Raw genomic sequence first — 15619 nt, forward strand, 5'->3', positions numbered from 1 at the left:
GCGTAGTCCCATGTTAGGCAAGGCTCATGATTGACCACACTGATGCGGATTCGGGCGTCGCGCAGGCGTCGGCTCTCCTCAAGCGACACTACGATGCGACGGCGGCCACCCTGTCCCGATCCGAGCGCCTGATCGCCGATTACCTGCTGACGCTTGCCCCTGCCGATCTCGCCTTCCGTAGCGCAGGCGAGATCGCACTCGCCACTGGCACAAGCGATGCGACGGTTATCCGCACCGCACGTCGGCTAGGCTTTTCAGGGCTCCCGGAGCTCAAGCGACTGGTCAACCGGCCAATTGCCACTCACACCGCGCCCAGTGCACGTCTCAATCACAAGATCAAATCCGTCGCGCCCGACGCGAAAGCCGCCCGGGATGCCGTGTTTGATGCTGCCCAGGAGATTTTGGAGTCGACGCGCGAAGCGCTTGATCCTGCTGCCATCGAGCAAGCGGTCGCGCTGTTCGAGACGTCCGGCGCCATTTGGTGCGTCGGCATTGGCGTCGCCGAGCAGCCGGCACGCCATCTCGCCACGGGATTGCTGCGCGCGGGTTTGGTCACACACGTCGTGTCGAGCAGTGGCTTTGACCTGGCCAACTCCATGATCGGCCTGCGGCCCGGCGACAGCATCGTGCTCTTTCACGCCGCCACCCGGCGCAAGGATGTCGCGGCGTTGATTGCGCATGCAGGGTCCATGGACGTGTCGGTTATTCTGGTTTCCGGTGCCCAACTGAATGAACTTTACCGCGACCACGTCGCAGTAGCGCTGCGTTCGGTTGCCGTCGCTTCAAAGCTCGCCAGCTGGCTTCTCGGGGCCATGGTCATTGGCGATCTCCTGACCTTCCGCTTCTCGGCCCGAAATCCTGAGCGCGCCGCGCAGACGCACGACCAGCTCAACCAGCTCCGCAGCAAATTCGAGTAGTGTGTCCTGCCTCTGTCGTCAGATCTAGCTCACCACATGCCGCGCATCTTGGAACCAAGATCCACGACAACGGGCTTTGATGGCGATGTCGCGCCGGCATAGGGCGTCACCGGGGGCCACAGAATGTCTTCAAACTGCCCGGTCATTGATCGCGGGATAAAGCGCGTGCGTTGCGCATAGAGGTGGCGGTCGCCGTTGCGCGACTGCTGGGTCACATAGAAGCGCTGCGGCACCATCAGGTGCAGCTCATCCTTGGCGCGAGTCATCGCCACATAGAGCAACCGCCGCTCCTCTTCCAGTTCGTGAGTGGAGCCCGTGCCCAGATCGGATGGGATGCAGCCGTCCACCACATTGAGAACGTGCACCGACTTCCACTCCTGCCCCTTGGCAGAGTGGATGGTTGAAAGGATGAGATAGTCCTCATCGCGCATGGGCACGCCAGCCTGATCGCTGGTGGCATCAGGCGGGTCGAGCGTGAGCTCGGTGAGAAACTTCTCCCGGCTTTGGTAACCTGCAGCGACCTGTTCGAGTTGGACGATGTCGGCAACGCGCGTTGTGGCGTCCTCATAGAGCCGCTCCATTAGAGGCTCATACCAGTGCCGCGCATAGGCCATTTCCAAAGGCCAGCCGGCTTGCCGTCCGGACAGCCGCTGAACCAGCGCCACAAGGTCCAGCCAGCTTTGCCCGGCCTTGATCGGCGGCGGCACTTCGCCCAGCGCCCAGACAGGGTGCGGGGTGGTGGCGATAGCATCCAGCACCTTGCCCGCCGTGCCCGGCCCAATGCCAGCCATCAGCTGCAAGACACGGAACCCCGCCACACGATCGCGCGGGTTCTCTGCCCACCGCAAAATCGCCAGCACATCCTTCACATGCGCGGCGTCGAGAAATTTCAGCCCGCCGAATTTGACGAAGGGAATGTTTCGCCGTGTCAGCTCTATTTCCAATGGCCCGGAATGGCTCGAGGTGCGGAACAACACTGCCTGCTGCTTGAGAGGCGTCCCGCTCTCCCGGGCCTCGAGGACGCATTTGGCCACATAGCGAACCTGGTCGGCTTCGTCTTTGACGGTGACCAGAAACGGTTTGGTTACAGCTTCACGGTCGGACCAAAGGTTCTTGGTGAACCGCTCGGTGGCCAGTTCGATCACCGCATTGGCTGCCGCCAGGATTGGTTGAGTGGAGCGGTAGTTACGGTCCAGGGTGATGATGTCAGCTGCGGGGGAGAAGGCCGCCGGGAAATCGAGGATGTTGCGCACGGTCGCCGCGCGAAACGAATAGATGGACTGGGCGTCATCACCGACGACCGTCAGGTTGCGGCCGTCCGGGCGCATGGCCATGAGAACGGACGCCTGAAGCTTGTTGGTGTCCTGATATTCATCGACCAAGACATGATCGAACATGCCGGACACCTGAGCCGCAATGGCGGGCTCGGCCATCATGCCGGCCCAATAGAGCAGCAGGTCGTCGTAATCGAGAACGTTCTGTTTCTGCTTGACTTCAACATAGGCGCCGAACAGCAGCCGAAGCTCCTTGCTCCACATGGCGCACCAGGGAAAAACCGACGTCAGCACCTCATCAAGGTCACCCTGCGCATTGACCACGCGTGAGTAGATGGCAATGCACGTCCCCTTGGTGGGAAAGCGGGTCTCGGTGTCACTGAACTTGAGCTCATGCCGCACGAGGTTCATGAGGTCCGCAGAGTCTTCCCGATCATGGATGGTGAAAGCGGGATCGAGGCCGATCTGGTGGGCATGCTCTCGCAGCAGCCGCGCCCCAATGCCGTGGAAGGTACCAGCCCATGCCAGCGCATCGGTGACGGCACCCGAACTCAGGCCCAGCACCTTCGATGCGATGCGCTCGACACGCCGGCTCATCTCTGAGGCAGCACGACGGGAAAACGTCATCAGCAGGATGCGGCGTGGATCGGCGCCATTGACGATCAGATGAGCGACGCGATGCGCGAGGGTGTTGGTTTTGCCTGACCCGGCGCCCGCAATGACTAGAAGCGCCTTGGCGTCAGCCTCCCCTACCCCATGCTCAACAGCGCGCCGTTGTTCGGGGTTGAGCGCATCAAGATAGGGGGCGATAGCCGGCACGAATCAATCCTTGTGGTCCCTGGCAAACTGCCGCTGTTCCCTTTTTGTTTGCAACATTATTCGACTGCGACTGCGCCCACGCATCGCAGTGACACGCCGATGTGATGTGTCTTCGTAATGGACAACGGCAAAGCTGAAACCCGACTGTTGACATATGACATATGTCAACAGTACAGGTATGCCAGCGTCCGAATGCAAACAAAGCGGTATGGGGCGCTGGAGGAAACCATCATGAAAACGGTACAGGCGGCAATTTGCCGATGAGCTATCAGTTCAGCTTCAGCTTCATTGAAAAGTACTGGCCGCTGCTGTTCGACGGCACGCTGGCGACCATTCGGATGTCGATCATCGTCACGGTGCTGGGTTTCATCCTGGGCACGTTGTGTGCGGTAGCGAGTTCCAGCCGGCATACGTCGCTCCGCATCCTCGTGGCGATCTATGTGGAGAGCATCCGCAACACCCCACTCCTGGTGCAGCTGTTTCTGGTCTATTTCGGCCTGGCTTCGCTGGGCCTCAAATACTCGGCGGAAACCTCCGCGCTGATCGGGCTGACCATCAATGTGGGCGCCTATTCCAGCGAAATCATTCGCGCCGGCTTGCAGGCCATTCATCCCGGCCAGCTTGAGGCGGCGGATACACTAGGGTTGTCGCGTCTGCAGGTGTTGGCCGGCGTCATGCTGCCGCCAGCTCTCGAAAAGGTCTATCCGGCGCTGGTCAGCCAGTATGTGCTGCTGATGCTGGCGACCAGTGTCGCCTCCCAGATTTCAGCGGAAGAACTGACGGGCGCAGCCTCGCGCATCCAGTCGATCACCTTCCGCTCGTTCGAGGTCTATATCGTCATTCTCGGCATTTACCTCGCGCTGTCATTCGCCATGAGAGGGCTGTTTCGCCTCCTCGGCCTCCTCATCTTTCCGCGCCAGCGTCGGCTCGGGACCAACCTGTAGGGGCGCGTGATGTTCACTAACTTCTCGCTCGTCCATATTCAGGTTCTGCTCAACGGCCTGCTCTGGACTGTCATCCTGTCCATGATCAGTTTCGTGTTCGGTGGCCTTGTCGGTTTTGCCCTGGCACTGGGCGGCATCTCGAAGAACCGCGCCGTTGCGGGCCTCGTTAATGCCTACATCTCGCTGGTACAGGGCACGCCGGTCCTGATCCTGATGTTCGTGATCTATTTCGGCCTGCCCATCGTGGGCATCGAGGTCAGTTCGCTGGTGGCAGCAAGCGTAGCGATGGTCATCTTCTCCAGCGCGTTTCTGGGAACGATCTGGCGGGCCAGCCTGCAATCGGTGGCGCGCACGCAGTGGGAGGCAGCCGATTGCTTGGCGCTGTCCGGCTGGCAACGCATGGGCCTTGTCGTGCTGCCGCAAGCGGTACGGATCGCGACGCCTCCAACCGTCGGCTTCATGGTGCAGATCGTCAAGAACACCTCGCTGGCCTCGGTCATCGGCATGGCAGAAGTGACCTACATCGCCAAGCAGGTGAACGCCTCCACCTTCCAGCCTTTCACCACCTACCTCGTGATTGCGCTCTTTTACTTCGCCATCTGCTTCCCGCTTTCGGTTCTAAGCCGGAGATTCGAGAGGATTTACAGTGTCAGCCGTCGTTAAATTCGAAAATGTCCATATGAGCTACGGCGCTGTGCAAGTGCTCAAAGGCATCAATCTCGAGATCGAAAAAGGCCAGGTCGTGGCGCTGATCGGACGCAGCGGTTCGGGTAAAAGCACGGCACTGCGGTGTGTGGATCGGCTCGAAAAGATCAATGACGGGGAGATCTGGGCCTGCGGACATCGGCTGACTAACCCCAATCTGGATCTGCGTGCATTGCGCCAGGACGTCGGCATCGTGTTCCAGAGCTACAATCTTTTCCCACACCTGACGGTCGAGCAGAACATCACGTTGGCTCCGCGCTGGGTCAAGAAGATGGAGCGCACTGCCGCTCGCAAGCTCGCGGAGGAAGTTCTCGAGCAGGTTGGGCTGGCTGAAAAGATCGATTCCTACCCCGAGCAACTGTCGGGCGGACAACAGCAGCGCGTAGCGATTGCCCGGTCCCTGGCGATGAAGCCCAAGATGATGCTGTTTGATGAAGTGACCTCGGCGCTCGACCCGGAACTGACCGGCGAAGTGCTCAAGGTGATGGAAGACTTGGCGGCAAACGGCATGACCATGCTGCTGGTGACGCACGAAATGGCCTTCGCCGAACGCGTCGCTGACCGAGTGGTGTTCATGCACCAGGGGCGGATCCGCGAAGAAGGCCCATCGAGCATTCTCACCAATCCGGCAACACCAGAACTCAAGAGTTTCGTCGGCTCGCATCACTGAGCAACGAAGGCGCGTCGAGGGGACAGCGCCGATCCGGAAATACTAGGAGGAGTAGACTATGACTAAGCATTGGACGAACAAGACATTGGCCGCACTGGGCCTTGGCCTTGGCCTGTTGGCGATGGCTTCGCAGGGTGCATTTGCCGATCAGCTCGCCGACATCAAGTCGCGTGGCAAACTGCAGGTGGCCGTCGATACCGGCAACCCACCATTCGCCATGATGGATGCCGAGTTCAAGCCAACCGGCTCTGAAATCGAGACGGCGCAATTGCTGGCCAAGGACCTCGGCGTTGAGGTGGAGTTTCTGACCGTGCCAACCTCGGGACGCATTCCGTTCCTGGTTTCGGGCAAGGCCGATATCGTCGTTTCAACACTGTCCATCACGCCGGAACGCCTCGAAGTCGTCGACTTCAGCATTCCCTATAGCGAGACGACGATCATCGTTGCTGGTCCAAAGGAAGCCAATATCGCTTCTTATGCCGACCTGGCCGGCATGTCGGTTGCCGTGACACGCGGCACGGTGAACGACACCAAGCTGACCGACAGCACCGTTGACGTGCCAAACGTCCAGATCGTGCGCTTTGAAGACGACCCGACCTCCAGCTCGGCGATCACCAGCGGACAGTTCTCGATCTATGCAACGTCGCGCCCGCTGTTGCAGCAGCTGATCCAGTCCAATCCCAACCTCGACATCGAAGAAAAGTTCGTCGCGCAGGCCTTCCCGCTCGGCATTGCCATCCGCAAGGGTGAGCCCGAACTGACGAACTGGATCAACGCCTGGATCAAGACCAACCTGGATAACGGCAAGCTGCTCGACATCTACGAGAAGTTCCACGGCGCTCGCATCGACGTGGACAAGCTGGCCGCCATGGATCTGCCGCGCTGATCTCCCCGGGAAGGCGCTTCCTCCCGAGCGCCTTCCCACCCCCACAGGCGCCCAATCCGTGCCGATCTACGCCCCAGTTTTAAGTTCAGTTTTCCAGGACCTCCTAAATGACGGATAAATTCAGCGTCAAAGACAAGATTGCCATCGTCACGGGCGGCCTCGGCCAGCTCGGCACCCAGTTCAGCGCATCCCTTGCCCAAGCCGGCGCCAAGGTCGCCATCTATAGCCGTCGCGCAATCTCGCCCGAGCAACTGGCAGAGAAGTTCCCCGGCCTCACCGACAATATCCGCGTCTATGTCGCCAGCGTCACCGACAAGGAGTCTCTGGAGAAGGCAACCGAGCAGTTGATAGCTGATTGGGGCGTGCCCCATATTCTCGTCAACAATGCCGGCATCGACTCCAAGCCTTCGGGCTCGGCCGACCAGAACAGCCCGTTTGAGGTTTATCCCAAGAAGTACTGGGACGAGATCATCGACACCAACCTGACCGGCGTCATGCTGTGCTGCCAGGTGATCGGCTCAAAAATGGCAGAAGCCGAACGCGGCTCCATCATCAATGTCGGCTCGATCTACGGCATCGTTTCGCCCAACCAGGCGCTGTATTCCTACCGCGAAGAGCGGGATGGCGTGCCATTCATCAAGGCAGTCTCCTATGCGGCCTCCAAATCCGGCCTGGTGAACCTGACCCGTTATCTCGGCACCTATTGGGGCCAGAAGAACGTACGGGTGAACCTCATTTCGTTCGGCGGCGTCAAGACAGCGAACTTCGACAAGGAGTTCATCGATGCGTTCCTGGCCCGCGTTCCCATGAACCGCCAGGCGGCGGTGGACGAATATAATGGGGTCATCCAGTTTCTCGCGTCCGACGCTTCGTCTTATATGACGGGATCGAATGTGGTGGTGGATGGGGGCTTTACCGCGTGGTGACAGGGGACCAGACAGAATCCGGATTGGCTGAGCGGCGTACAGCTGCCGACCGTGGCAAACTGCATGTGCCAGTGGTGGAAGCCTTCGAGAAGCAGATCCTTTCGGGTCAGCTCAAAGTTGGCGACCGCCTGCCCGCTGAAGCGGAGATGGCGCGGCTCTATAGCGTCAGCACCCGCTCGGTGCGCGAAGCCTTGCAGATCCTTGAGACCAAGGGGCTGGTGCGGCGGAAGCACGGCGAACGGGCACTGGTGGTGCGCGACGATGTCGGGGAATTCCTCGGCTCGCTGGCGACCACGGTAAAACAGCTGTTCGCCAACAATTCGGACTATCTGGTTCAGTTGATGGACGTGCGTCGGATCATTGAGACTGAGGTGGTGACCCGGCTCAGCTCTGAGGATCTGCCGATCGCCCCGGAGGTCGGGATTGCCCTGGCCGAAATGCGGGCAGCGGCCGATGCGGGCGATATCGCCCGCTTCACCGACAGCGATGCGGCTTTCCATCTGGGGCTTGTCCGCTCGGTGGGCAACGAGATCCTCAATGTCGTCTACGACAACCTGTTCTCCATCATCATTGACGTGATCCGCGTCACCAGCCGCGTGCCCAACAAATCGCTCGAGGACGGCTATGCGGAACACGAGGAAATTCACCGCCTGATTTTGACCAGGCAAGCAGAGGTGGCGCGCGCCGCCATCCGCAAACAGATCGATCACAGCGCGAGCTACCTCAAAGTGGCGCTCGACAACGCAGCTCTTAAGAACAAGGCCAACCCAAAATGACGAACTTCGACTACTCCGACACCGACTGGGATTCGATCAAGCGCCTCTCCAAGTGGTACTCGGGCGATGTGCATGACAGCCTGGAGCAGCTGGGTGGGTGGGGTTACCTCAGCGGCATCTCCCTGCAAGGCGCACTCAAGCCCGGCCAGGTGGTGTGCGGCCCCGCCGTGACCGTGCAGTTTGAACCCAGCCCGCGCAAGAACCAGCCGCAGGATGTCTATCACCACGCCATCGACAATACGCCTGAGGGCGGAATTCTGGTGGTGGACGCTTCGTGTGCCCAGGGCTCGTGCTCGGGCGAGCTGATGAGCTCGGGCGCCAAGACGCGCGGTGCTGCTGCAACTGTGGTGAGTGGCACTGTCCGTGATATCGCTCAGGTGCGCGGTCTGGGTTACCCACTGTTTGGCCGCTCGCTTTCGCCAGTTTCCGTATCGGGCAAGATGGAGCCAAAGCGCTCACAGGTTACGATCGATATCGGTGGCGTGAAGGTTTCTCCTGGCGACGTGATTTTTGGCGATATCGACGGCGTTGTCGTCATCCCTAAGGCTATGTTGGCGGCCGTTGCAGATCAGGCCGACAAGCTCGGCGCCAACGAAGCCTCCGCGCGGGACCGGATCCTCGGCGGCGAAAAGCTGCAATCGGTGTGGCCAGTCGAATCCACCTACGCCAAGGGCTAATCAGCCAAAAAAGGTCGAAGCGGGCCCCTACCCGCTTCGTTCCACCTCAGCTTGCCAGGACTGACAGCGCTTTGACCGTGTGAGTGCCTCATCAGTTGCATATGAAGGGATCGTGGCATGTTCTAGGAACGTGACTGGTCCAAGAGCGATTCCGGGAATACCGGCGCGGCAATGTGAGGAAGCTAAATGACTGTGGCAATTGTCGGCGGAAGTGGTTTTCTGGGGCGGCATGTGGCGCTACGGCTGCTAGCGCACGGCGAGAAGCCACTGGTTGTTCACCGAGGCAATGAGCCCGCAAACCTTCCCGACAGTGTGATCATCGCCCATGCCGACCGCGAAAACGAAGCGGATCTCGTTGCGCTTTTCAAGCAGCACGCTGTTACGACCGTCATCGATATCTTCGCGCTGTCGCTGGAGAATACAAGGGCCGTCATCTCTGCCGCACAGCGGGTGGGCGCTCGCTATCTTCTGACGAGCTCAGTCGATGTCTACTGCAACTATGAGGGACTGCTGCGCAAGAGCAGTCCCGAGATACAGTTGCTGCCTGCCACGGAGCGGTCGCCGCTGCGTACGATGCGCTATCCGTATCGCGGCAACTCTCGCCGTCCCCAGGGCGTGCGGGTGGATCTTTTCGAAAACTACGACAAGATCATTATCGAAGAGGATGTCCGCTCGCGTGACATGGACTTCGTTGTTCTCCGTCCGCCCATGATCTACGGGACTGCGGACAAGCAGCGCCGCTTTGGCTGGATTTACGACAATGCAAAGGGCGAAAACTTTGCTATCGATGAGCGGGCTTTCGGCTGGCTCAACTCGTATGCCTATGTCGAAGATATCGCTGAAGCTTTTGCTCTGGCTGCGAAACACCCCAAGGCGAGCGGCAAGACCTATAATGTCGGTCAGACCGTCGTACGCAGTACGGCAGAGTGGGCGCGGCTGGTTTTGCCAATGCTTGGTAGCTCGGCCGAGGTTGTCCCTGCTCCAGCGGGCACTGGCGTGTGGGCAGACAGGGCCGATGCGATGGATTTGCGCTACCCATTGACGCTTGACCCGCAGGCCATTCGCGATGATCTCGGATTCAAAGAAGTCATTGACGAAACAGCCGCGCTGGAGAGAACTCTTGCTTCCTACAGCCCAACAGCCAATTGACCCAAACTCTGCGATCTGTTTAGTCTGACTAAACAGATCGACCGCAGGGAGGGCGCGTTGAGCAAAGTCGTTGACGCCCCAACTTTGGGCGAGCGCCTACGCCAAAGGCGCAAAGAACTTGGCCTGACCACGCGTCAACTCGCCAAGGAAAGCGGGCTCACGGTCGGGTTCATATCCCAGATTGAGCGCGATATATCGCGCCCTTCCCTGACATCACTGTACTCGGTTGCGCGCGCTCTCAACACGAGCGTTGACCGCTTCCTGTCTGAAGCACCGCAGCGCCAGCACCAGATGGTCAGCCACTCTGCGAAAAGAGCCACGTTTTCGCTGGGGCAGACCGAACCTTTCTATGAGTTTTTGGAACCAGGGTTCGATGACGCGCAGCTGAATGCGGTCATCACCCATGTACCGCCCGGCTTTGCATCCGAGACGGTGCGCCATGAAGGCGAGGACTTCGTCTACCTGATCAGCGGACAGATGATCTACGTCGTCGACGGGGTCGAATACCCCCTCGATGCGGGTGGAACGCTGCATTTCTCATCACGGCTGCCGCACATGTCCCGTAATCCGGGAACAACGGTCGCCACAGAACTTTGGGTCGGCACCATGCGGCTGTTTGCCGAGGTGGCGGCACCCAAGAACCAATCGTCATCGCTGTCGGGAACACCAGCGATCTAATTGAGGGAGACTTGACGATGAAATTGACTAGGACGCTTACCGCAGCGCTGTTGAGCATGACCATGCTCACCGGCATCACATATGCCGCAACTCCGGCCAAGACGCTGGTCGTGGCTGATGCGCTCGACGACATCATCACACTCGACCCGGGTGAAGTGGGCGAAGTCGGCGGCATTATGGCTGCCAACCAGATCTATCAGACGCTGATTGCGCCAGACGTCACGGACCCCACCAAGATTTATGGTGTGCTGGCCGAAAGCTGGACGGTTTCGGAAGATGGCAAGACCTTCACCTTCAAGATGAACCCAGCGGCCAAGTTTGCTTCGGGCAATCCTGTCACCGCGCATGACGCTGAGTATTCGCTGCGCCGCGTTGTGAAGATGGCGTCGCGTTCGGCCTTTCTGCTGACCCAGTTGGGCCTCAGCGCCGAGAACGTTGAAGAGCGCATCAAGGCGACGGATGACGCTACGCTAGTGTTCGAAATAGGCGAGCCCTACGCCGAGTCCTTTGTTCTTTACGCTCTCTCCTCGCATAGCGGCGGCATCGTCGACAGTAAGCTCGTGCAGGAGAACGAAGTCGACGGCGACATGGGCAATGCCTGGCTCAAGCAAGCGAACTCCGCCGGTTCCGGCCCGTTCGTGCTGACCACCTGGACGCCAAAGCAGTCCATTCTGCTCACGCGTAACGAGAACTTCTGGCAGGACACTCCAGCAATGGAGCGCATTTTCTTCCAGCACGTTCCTGAAAGCGCTGCACAGCGCCTGCTGCTGGAAAAGGGTGACATCGACATCGCCAACAAGCTCGGCGCTGACGACCACGCGTCCATTGCCGGCAATGCCGAGGTCAAGACCCTCGATGGTAGCTCGGGCGTTATCTACTACTTCGGCCTGAACGTCCGTAACGAGGCGCTCTCAAAGCCAGATTTCGTCAAGGCGATGAAGTATCTCGTCGATTATGAAGGCATCGAACAGACCATCGGTCAGGGCACCATCAAAACCCACCAGACCTTCGTTCCAGAAGGCTTCCTGGGCGCTATCGACCACAACCCCTACTCGCTCGATATCGAGAAGGCGAAAGAGCTGATCGCTTCCAGCGGTGTCACTACCCCGGTCAAACTCGACGCTGTCGTGTGGAACACTCCTCCCTACACCGATTTTGCACAGGCCGCTCAGGCGACCATGGCGCAGGCTGGCATTGAGCTGAATCTGCTCGTTGTGGACGGTCAGCAGTGGCTGGAACGCTACCGTTCTGCCGACCTCGATGTTTGGGTTGGCCTGTGGGGTCCAGACTATCCAGATCCGCACTCCAACGCCAAGGCGTTTGCGGTCAACTCCGAAGACACTCCAGACGGTTCGTCGAGCCTGGCGGATCGCTTCGGCTGGGATGCTGGCGACATTTCCCCACGGACCATGGCCGCGCTGCGTGAAAACGACAACGACCTGCGTCGCCAGATGTACGAGGACATCCAGCTCGAACACACAGACATCTCGCCGTTCCTCTACATGTTCCAGGAAGTCCGTCGTGTCGCGATCCGTGACAACGTCAACAATCTCGAACTCGGCCTTACGCTCTCTGATGACCGCTATTGGAAGGTCACCAAGGACTAAAGCCAATCTCGGCGTGGCGGCAGCGGCCGCCACGCCAATCTCTCGATCGGAACCGCGCCGTGGCCGCTACTGCATCTCCCCATTTCCTGCGCGCAAGGCGCCTCACCAATGCGCTGGTGACGACGGCGATCACCCTGCTTGGGCTCGTGGCGCTGACCTTTTTTATTGGCCGCGTCATTCCGATTGACCCCGTCCTCTCCATCGTTGGCGAGAAGGCGACGCAAGAAGCCTATGACAAGGTTTATTACGCGCTCGGCCTCGACAAGCCGGTCTGGGAGCAGTTCACCTCCTACACGTTCAAGCTGTTGCAGGGCGATTTCGGCACATCGTTCACGACCACCCGGCCAGTGCTGACGGACCTGCTGAGCTTTTTCCCCGCGACGCTGGAACTGGCCACCCTGGGACTTTTGCTGGGCGTCGCCCTCGGCGTGCCCGCAGGCGTGGCGTCGGCCTACTGGCACGACAAATGGCCTGATCACCTCATCCGCATTATCGGCCTGATTGGCTATTCGGTGCCGATTTTCTGGCTGGGCCTCGTGGGCCTCTACGTCTTTTATTACAAGCTCGACTGGGTGGCCGGCCCGGGCCAGATTGACGTGTTTTTCGTCGGCATCGTCAAGCCGATCACCAACTCCATCCTGATCGACAGCCTGATTGGCGGGCATTGGGATGTATTCTGGAACGCCTTCAGCCACATCGTCTTGCCAGTCTGCCTCGTGGGCTACTTCTCTATGGCATACCTTTCACGCATGACCCGCTCGCTGATGCTCGATCAGCTGACGCAGGAATATGTGCTGACCGCACGTCTGAAGGGCGCGAATGAATTTGAGGTCGTCGTCGGCCACGCATTGCGCAATGCCGCCATCCCGTTGGTCACCATTATCGCCCTCTCCTATGGCGGGCTCCTGGAGGGATCCGTGCTGATCGAGACCGTGTTCGGCTGGCCCGGCATTGGCAACTACATTGCCTCGTCGCTGTTCCGTGGGGACATCAACGCGGTGCTCGGCGGGACCTTCCTCGTCGGCGCAATCTTTATCATTCTCAACCAGTTGTCGGACGTGCTTTACGCTACGCTCGACCCGCGCACGCGGGAGCTTCGTAAATGAGTGCGACACAGACAGTAGCCAGTGCAGGCAGCGCTCGCTGGAAGCAGATCGTCAGCTTTTGCCGCCGCTTTGCACGCAATCCGCTGGGCATGTTCGGTCTCTTCATTTTGGTGGCCCTGCTTTTCTGCGCGGCTTTTGCAGAGATCATCGCGCCATACGACCCATATCTGCCAAACCTGACCGCACGGCTCACGGCACCCGGCGCCGAGTTTCTGCTAGGATCAGATGAGTTGGGGCGAGATATCCTCAGCCGGGTGATCTACGGTTCCAGACTGACACTCCTGATTGTCGGCCTTGTCATTCTGACCTCTGCGCCCATCGGTCTGCTGATCGGCGTTGTGTCGGGCACCTATGGCGGCTGGCTCGACGCGTTCTTCATGCGGGTTACGGACGTGTTTCTGGCGGTGCCAAAGCTGCTGCTGGCCCTCGCGTTTGTGGCCGCGCTTGGCCCCGGAATCGTCAATGCGGCGATCGCCATTACGCTCACCGCCTGGCCACCCTACGCCCGCATGGCGCGCGCTGAGGCCTTGGCGGTTCGTAATAGTGACTACGTCAACGCGGTCCGCCTTGCGGGTGCTTCCGAGTTCCACATCATCCTCTACCACATCATCCCGATGTGCATGTCCTCGGTGATTGTCCGCATGACCCTCGACATGGCCGGCATCATTCTCACCGCTGCGGGCCTCGGCTTCATCGGCCTGGGCGCCCAGCCCCCAATGCCAGAATGGGGCGCGATGATCTCCACCGGCCGCAAGTTCATCTTCGATCAATGGTGGGTCGCCACGGTTCCCGGCTTTGCCATCTTCATCGTCTCTCTCGGCTTCAACCTGCTGGGCGACGCTGTTCGCGATCTCCTCGACCCACACCTAAAGGCGCGCTCATGACCGGCGCACTCGCAGAAATCCGCAACCTCCGCATTGCATTCCCCACGGAGAACGGCGGCTGGCATCAGGCCGTACGCGGCGTCAGCTTCAGCCTTGGCCGCGAAAAGCTCGGCATTGTGGGTGAGAGCGGATCGGGCAAAAGCCTGTCCGGCCGCGCCCTGCTCGGCGTGCTGCCGGACTATGCCAGGGTAGAGGCGGATGTCCTCAGTTTCGATGGCATCGACCTGCTCAGGGCAAGCCGAGGTGAAAGAAGAAAACTCCGTGGCAGCCGTCTTGGCATGGTGCTGCAAGACCCGAAATTCTCGCTCAATCCAGTGATGACCGCCGGTGCGCAGATCATGGAGGCGGTCCGCATCGGCAATCGTCGCATCTCGTCTGCAGAGGCGAAGAAAGCCACCCTGGCCATCCTCGAGAGCCTGCACATTCGCGACCCTGAACTTGTGTTCGATCGCTATCCGCACGAGCTCTCTGGCGGCATGGGCCAGCGCATCATGATTGCGATGATGGTGGTGCGTGAGCCGGATTTGCTCATCGCCGACGAACCAACCTCGGCGCTCGACGTCACCGTTCAGATGCAGGTTCTCTCCATCCTCGACGAGCTGGTTACCCGTCGCCAGATGGGGCTGATCTTCATCAGTCACGATTTGCAGCTCGTCAGTCGTTTCTGTGACCGCATCATCGTTATGTATGCCGGCCAGATCGTTGAAACGCTCAACGCCAAAGAGCTTGGCGCTGCTCAACACCCGTACACAAAGGGGCTGCTCGCCTGCCTGCCGACCATCGATGGGCCGCTTAGCCCCCTCCCCACTTTGCAGCGCGATGCCGCCTGGATGGACACTCTATGACCAACCCCATCCTTTCAGTGAAAGACTTGTCCGTACGCTTCGGCGCGGCGACGGTCGTCGATGATGTCAGCTTCGCCGTCGCCCCAGGGGAAAGCTTTGGGCTGGTCGGAGAAAGTGGCTCGGGAAAGTCGACCATTCTCAGAACGATCATGGGGCTCAACCAAGACTGGTCGGGAGAAATCCTGGTTGATGGGCAGCCCGCCGCCAGTGACTCCCGGCGCAAGTTTGCCCGGCGCGTGCAGATGGTGTTTCAGGACCCATACGCGTCGCTCCATCCGCGCCATCTCATCGGCAAGGCAATTGCCGAACCCATGCGGATCCATGGGATGGACAATGCTGATGCTCGCGCGCTGGATTTGCTCGACCTCATCGGCCTGGGCCGCAATTTCGCCTATCGCTATCCGCACGAACTGTCTGGAGGCCAACGTCAGCGCGTCGCGATTGCCCGTGCGCTGTCGCTCTCGCCAAAGCTTCTCCTGCTCGACGAACCAACGTCGGCGCTTGACGTATCCGTGCAAGCCGAAATCCTCAACCTGCTGAACACGCTGCGCAAAGAGTTGAACCTGACCTTCGTGATCGTCAGCCACAATCTCGCGGTGGTCTCCTACATGTGCGACCGCCTTATGGTGATGCAGAATGCCCGCATGGTTGAGAACGTCACCCGGGCCCAATTGCGCAACGGCGAACTCAAGGCAGACTACACACGAGATTTCGTGGCGGCGAGCAGGCTTTAGGTTGAGACACGGCCGGGAAGAA

At 59.8% G+C, this 15619-nt stretch carries 16 protein-coding genes; 15 read left to right on the plus strand and 1 reads right to left on the minus strand.

From position 1 onward, the window contains the following. Positions 1-26: 26 nt before the first annotated feature. Complete coding sequence (locus WH87_RS03380) at positions 27-917, plus strand: MurR/RpiR family transcriptional regulator (protein ID WP_046138491.1); 891 nt, start codon at positions 27-29, stop codon at positions 915-917. Positions 918-946: 29 nt separating this feature from the next. Here WH87_RS03380 and WH87_RS03385 read toward each other — a convergent pair whose 3' ends face one another. Then, entirely contained in the window at positions 947-3010 is a 2064-nt protein-coding gene (locus WH87_RS03385; protein WP_046138490.1) for an ATP-dependent helicase, read from the minus strand. Between the two features lie 260 nt (positions 3011-3270). Here WH87_RS03385 and WH87_RS03390 point away from each other — a divergent pair, with 260 nt between their 5' ends. The 14 genes from WH87_RS03390 (at position 3271) to WH87_RS03455 (ending at position 15597) form a co-directional block, all read left to right on the plus strand. Beyond that, complete coding sequence (locus WH87_RS03390; protein ID WP_046138489.1) at positions 3271-3954, plus strand: amino acid ABC transporter permease; 684 nt, start codon at positions 3271-3273, stop codon at positions 3952-3954. 9 nt (positions 3955-3963) lie between these two features. Beyond that, on the plus strand, positions 3964-4617 hold the full coding sequence (locus WH87_RS03395; RefSeq protein ID WP_046138488.1) for an amino acid ABC transporter permease: 654 nt from the start codon (positions 3964-3966) through the stop codon (positions 4615-4617). A gap of 16 nt (positions 4618-4633) precedes the next feature. Further along, the gene (locus WH87_RS03400; protein WP_046138487.1) at positions 4634-5329 is read left to right on the plus strand and encodes an amino acid ABC transporter ATP-binding protein; all 696 of its coding nucleotides are present in this window, start codon (positions 4634-4636) and stop codon (positions 5327-5329) included. A 58-nt stretch (positions 5330-5387) separates the two neighbouring features. Continuing rightward, on the plus strand, positions 5388-6215 hold the full coding sequence (locus tag WH87_RS03405) for a transporter substrate-binding domain-containing protein (RefSeq protein ID WP_046138486.1): 828 nt from the start codon (positions 5388-5390) through the stop codon (positions 6213-6215). 107 nt (positions 6216-6322) lie between these two features. Further along, the gene (locus tag WH87_RS03410; protein WP_046138485.1) at positions 6323-7141 is read left to right on the plus strand and encodes an SDR family oxidoreductase; all 819 of its coding nucleotides are present in this window, start codon (positions 6323-6325) and stop codon (positions 7139-7141) included. A 23-nt stretch (positions 7142-7164) separates the two neighbouring features. Further along, a complete protein-coding gene (locus WH87_RS03415) occupies positions 7165-7917 on the plus strand; it encodes a FadR/GntR family transcriptional regulator (RefSeq protein ID WP_046138484.1) in 753 nt (250 codons plus the stop codon). After that, a complete protein-coding gene (locus tag WH87_RS03420) occupies positions 7914-8594 on the plus strand; it encodes an RraA family protein (RefSeq protein ID WP_046138483.1) in 681 nt (226 codons plus the stop codon). The genes WH87_RS03415 and WH87_RS03420 overlap by 4 nt, the downstream gene beginning before the upstream one ends. A gap of 186 nt (positions 8595-8780) precedes the next feature. After that, on the plus strand, positions 8781-9743 hold the full coding sequence (locus WH87_RS03425) for an NAD-dependent epimerase/dehydratase family protein (RefSeq protein ID WP_046138482.1): 963 nt from the start codon (positions 8781-8783) through the stop codon (positions 9741-9743). Positions 9744-9800: 57 nt separating this feature from the next. Then, positions 9801-10421: a helix-turn-helix domain-containing protein gene (locus WH87_RS03430; protein WP_046138481.1), complete on the plus strand. Its 621-nt coding sequence runs from the start codon at positions 9801-9803 to the stop codon at positions 10419-10421. Positions 10422-10438: 17 nt separating this feature from the next. Then, on the plus strand, positions 10439-12028 hold the full coding sequence (locus WH87_RS03435) for an ABC transporter substrate-binding protein (protein WP_082092474.1): 1590 nt from the start codon (positions 10439-10441) through the stop codon (positions 12026-12028). Positions 12029-12087: 59 nt separating this feature from the next. Continuing rightward, on the plus strand, positions 12088-13134 hold the full coding sequence (locus tag WH87_RS03440) for an ABC transporter permease (protein ID WP_245622298.1): 1047 nt from the start codon (positions 12088-12090) through the stop codon (positions 13132-13134). Further along, on the plus strand, positions 13131-14018 hold the full coding sequence (locus tag WH87_RS03445; RefSeq protein ID WP_046138479.1) for an ABC transporter permease: 888 nt from the start codon (positions 13131-13133) through the stop codon (positions 14016-14018). The genes WH87_RS03440 and WH87_RS03445 overlap by 4 nt, the downstream gene beginning before the upstream one ends. Continuing rightward, positions 14015-14863, plus strand: coding sequence for an ABC transporter ATP-binding protein (locus WH87_RS03450; protein WP_046138478.1), 849 nt, complete (start codon positions 14015-14017; stop codon positions 14861-14863). Before WH87_RS03445 ends, WH87_RS03450 begins: the two co-directional genes overlap by 4 nt. Beyond that, entirely contained in the window at positions 14860-15597 is a 738-nt protein-coding gene (locus WH87_RS03455; RefSeq protein ID WP_046138477.1) for an ABC transporter ATP-binding protein, read from the plus strand. Before WH87_RS03450 ends, WH87_RS03455 begins: the two co-directional genes overlap by 4 nt. The last annotated feature ends 22 nt before the right edge of the window (positions 15598-15619 follow it).

The sequence above is a fragment of the Devosia epidermidihirudinis genome (genome assembly GCF_000971295.1).
GTDB lineage: Bacteria > Pseudomonadota > Alphaproteobacteria > Rhizobiales > Devosiaceae > Devosia > Devosia epidermidihirudinis.

Bases quoted from the DNA above. Each gene is read 5' to 3' on its own strand.
- WH87_RS03380 (WP_046138491.1), top strand. From the start codon at position 27: ATGATTGACCACACTGATGCGGATTCGGGCGTCGCGCAGGCGTCGGCT.
- WH87_RS03390 (WP_046138489.1), top strand. From the start codon at position 3,271: ATGAGCTATCAGTTCAGCTTCAGCTTCATTGAAAAGTACTGGCCGCTG.
- WH87_RS03395 (WP_046138488.1), top strand. From the start codon at position 3,964: ATGTTCACTAACTTCTCGCTCGTCCATATTCAGGTTCTGCTCAACGGC.
- WH87_RS03400 (WP_046138487.1), top strand. From the start codon at position 4,634: ATGAGCTACGGCGCTGTGCAAGTGCTCAAAGGCATCAATCTCGAGATC.
- WH87_RS03405 (WP_046138486.1), top strand. From the start codon at position 5,388: ATGACTAAGCATTGGACGAACAAGACATTGGCCGCACTGGGCCTTGGC.
- WH87_RS03410 (WP_046138485.1), top strand. From the start codon at position 6,323: ATGACGGATAAATTCAGCGTCAAAGACAAGATTGCCATCGTCACGGGC.
- WH87_RS03420 (WP_046138483.1), top strand. From the start codon at position 7,914: ATGACGAACTTCGACTACTCCGACACCGACTGGGATTCGATCAAGCGC.
- WH87_RS03425 (WP_046138482.1), top strand. From the start codon at position 8,781: ATGACTGTGGCAATTGTCGGCGGAAGTGGTTTTCTGGGGCGGCATGTG.
- WH87_RS03435 (WP_082092474.1), top strand. From the start codon at position 10,439: ATGAAATTGACTAGGACGCTTACCGCAGCGCTGTTGAGCATGACCATG.
- WH87_RS03445 (WP_046138479.1), top strand. From the start codon at position 13,131: ATGAGTGCGACACAGACAGTAGCCAGTGCAGGCAGCGCTCGCTGGAAG.
- WH87_RS03450 (WP_046138478.1), top strand. From the start codon at position 14,015: ATGACCGGCGCACTCGCAGAAATCCGCAACCTCCGCATTGCATTCCCC.
- WH87_RS03455 (WP_046138477.1), top strand. From the start codon at position 14,860: ATGACCAACCCCATCCTTTCAGTGAAAGACTTGTCCGTACGCTTCGGC.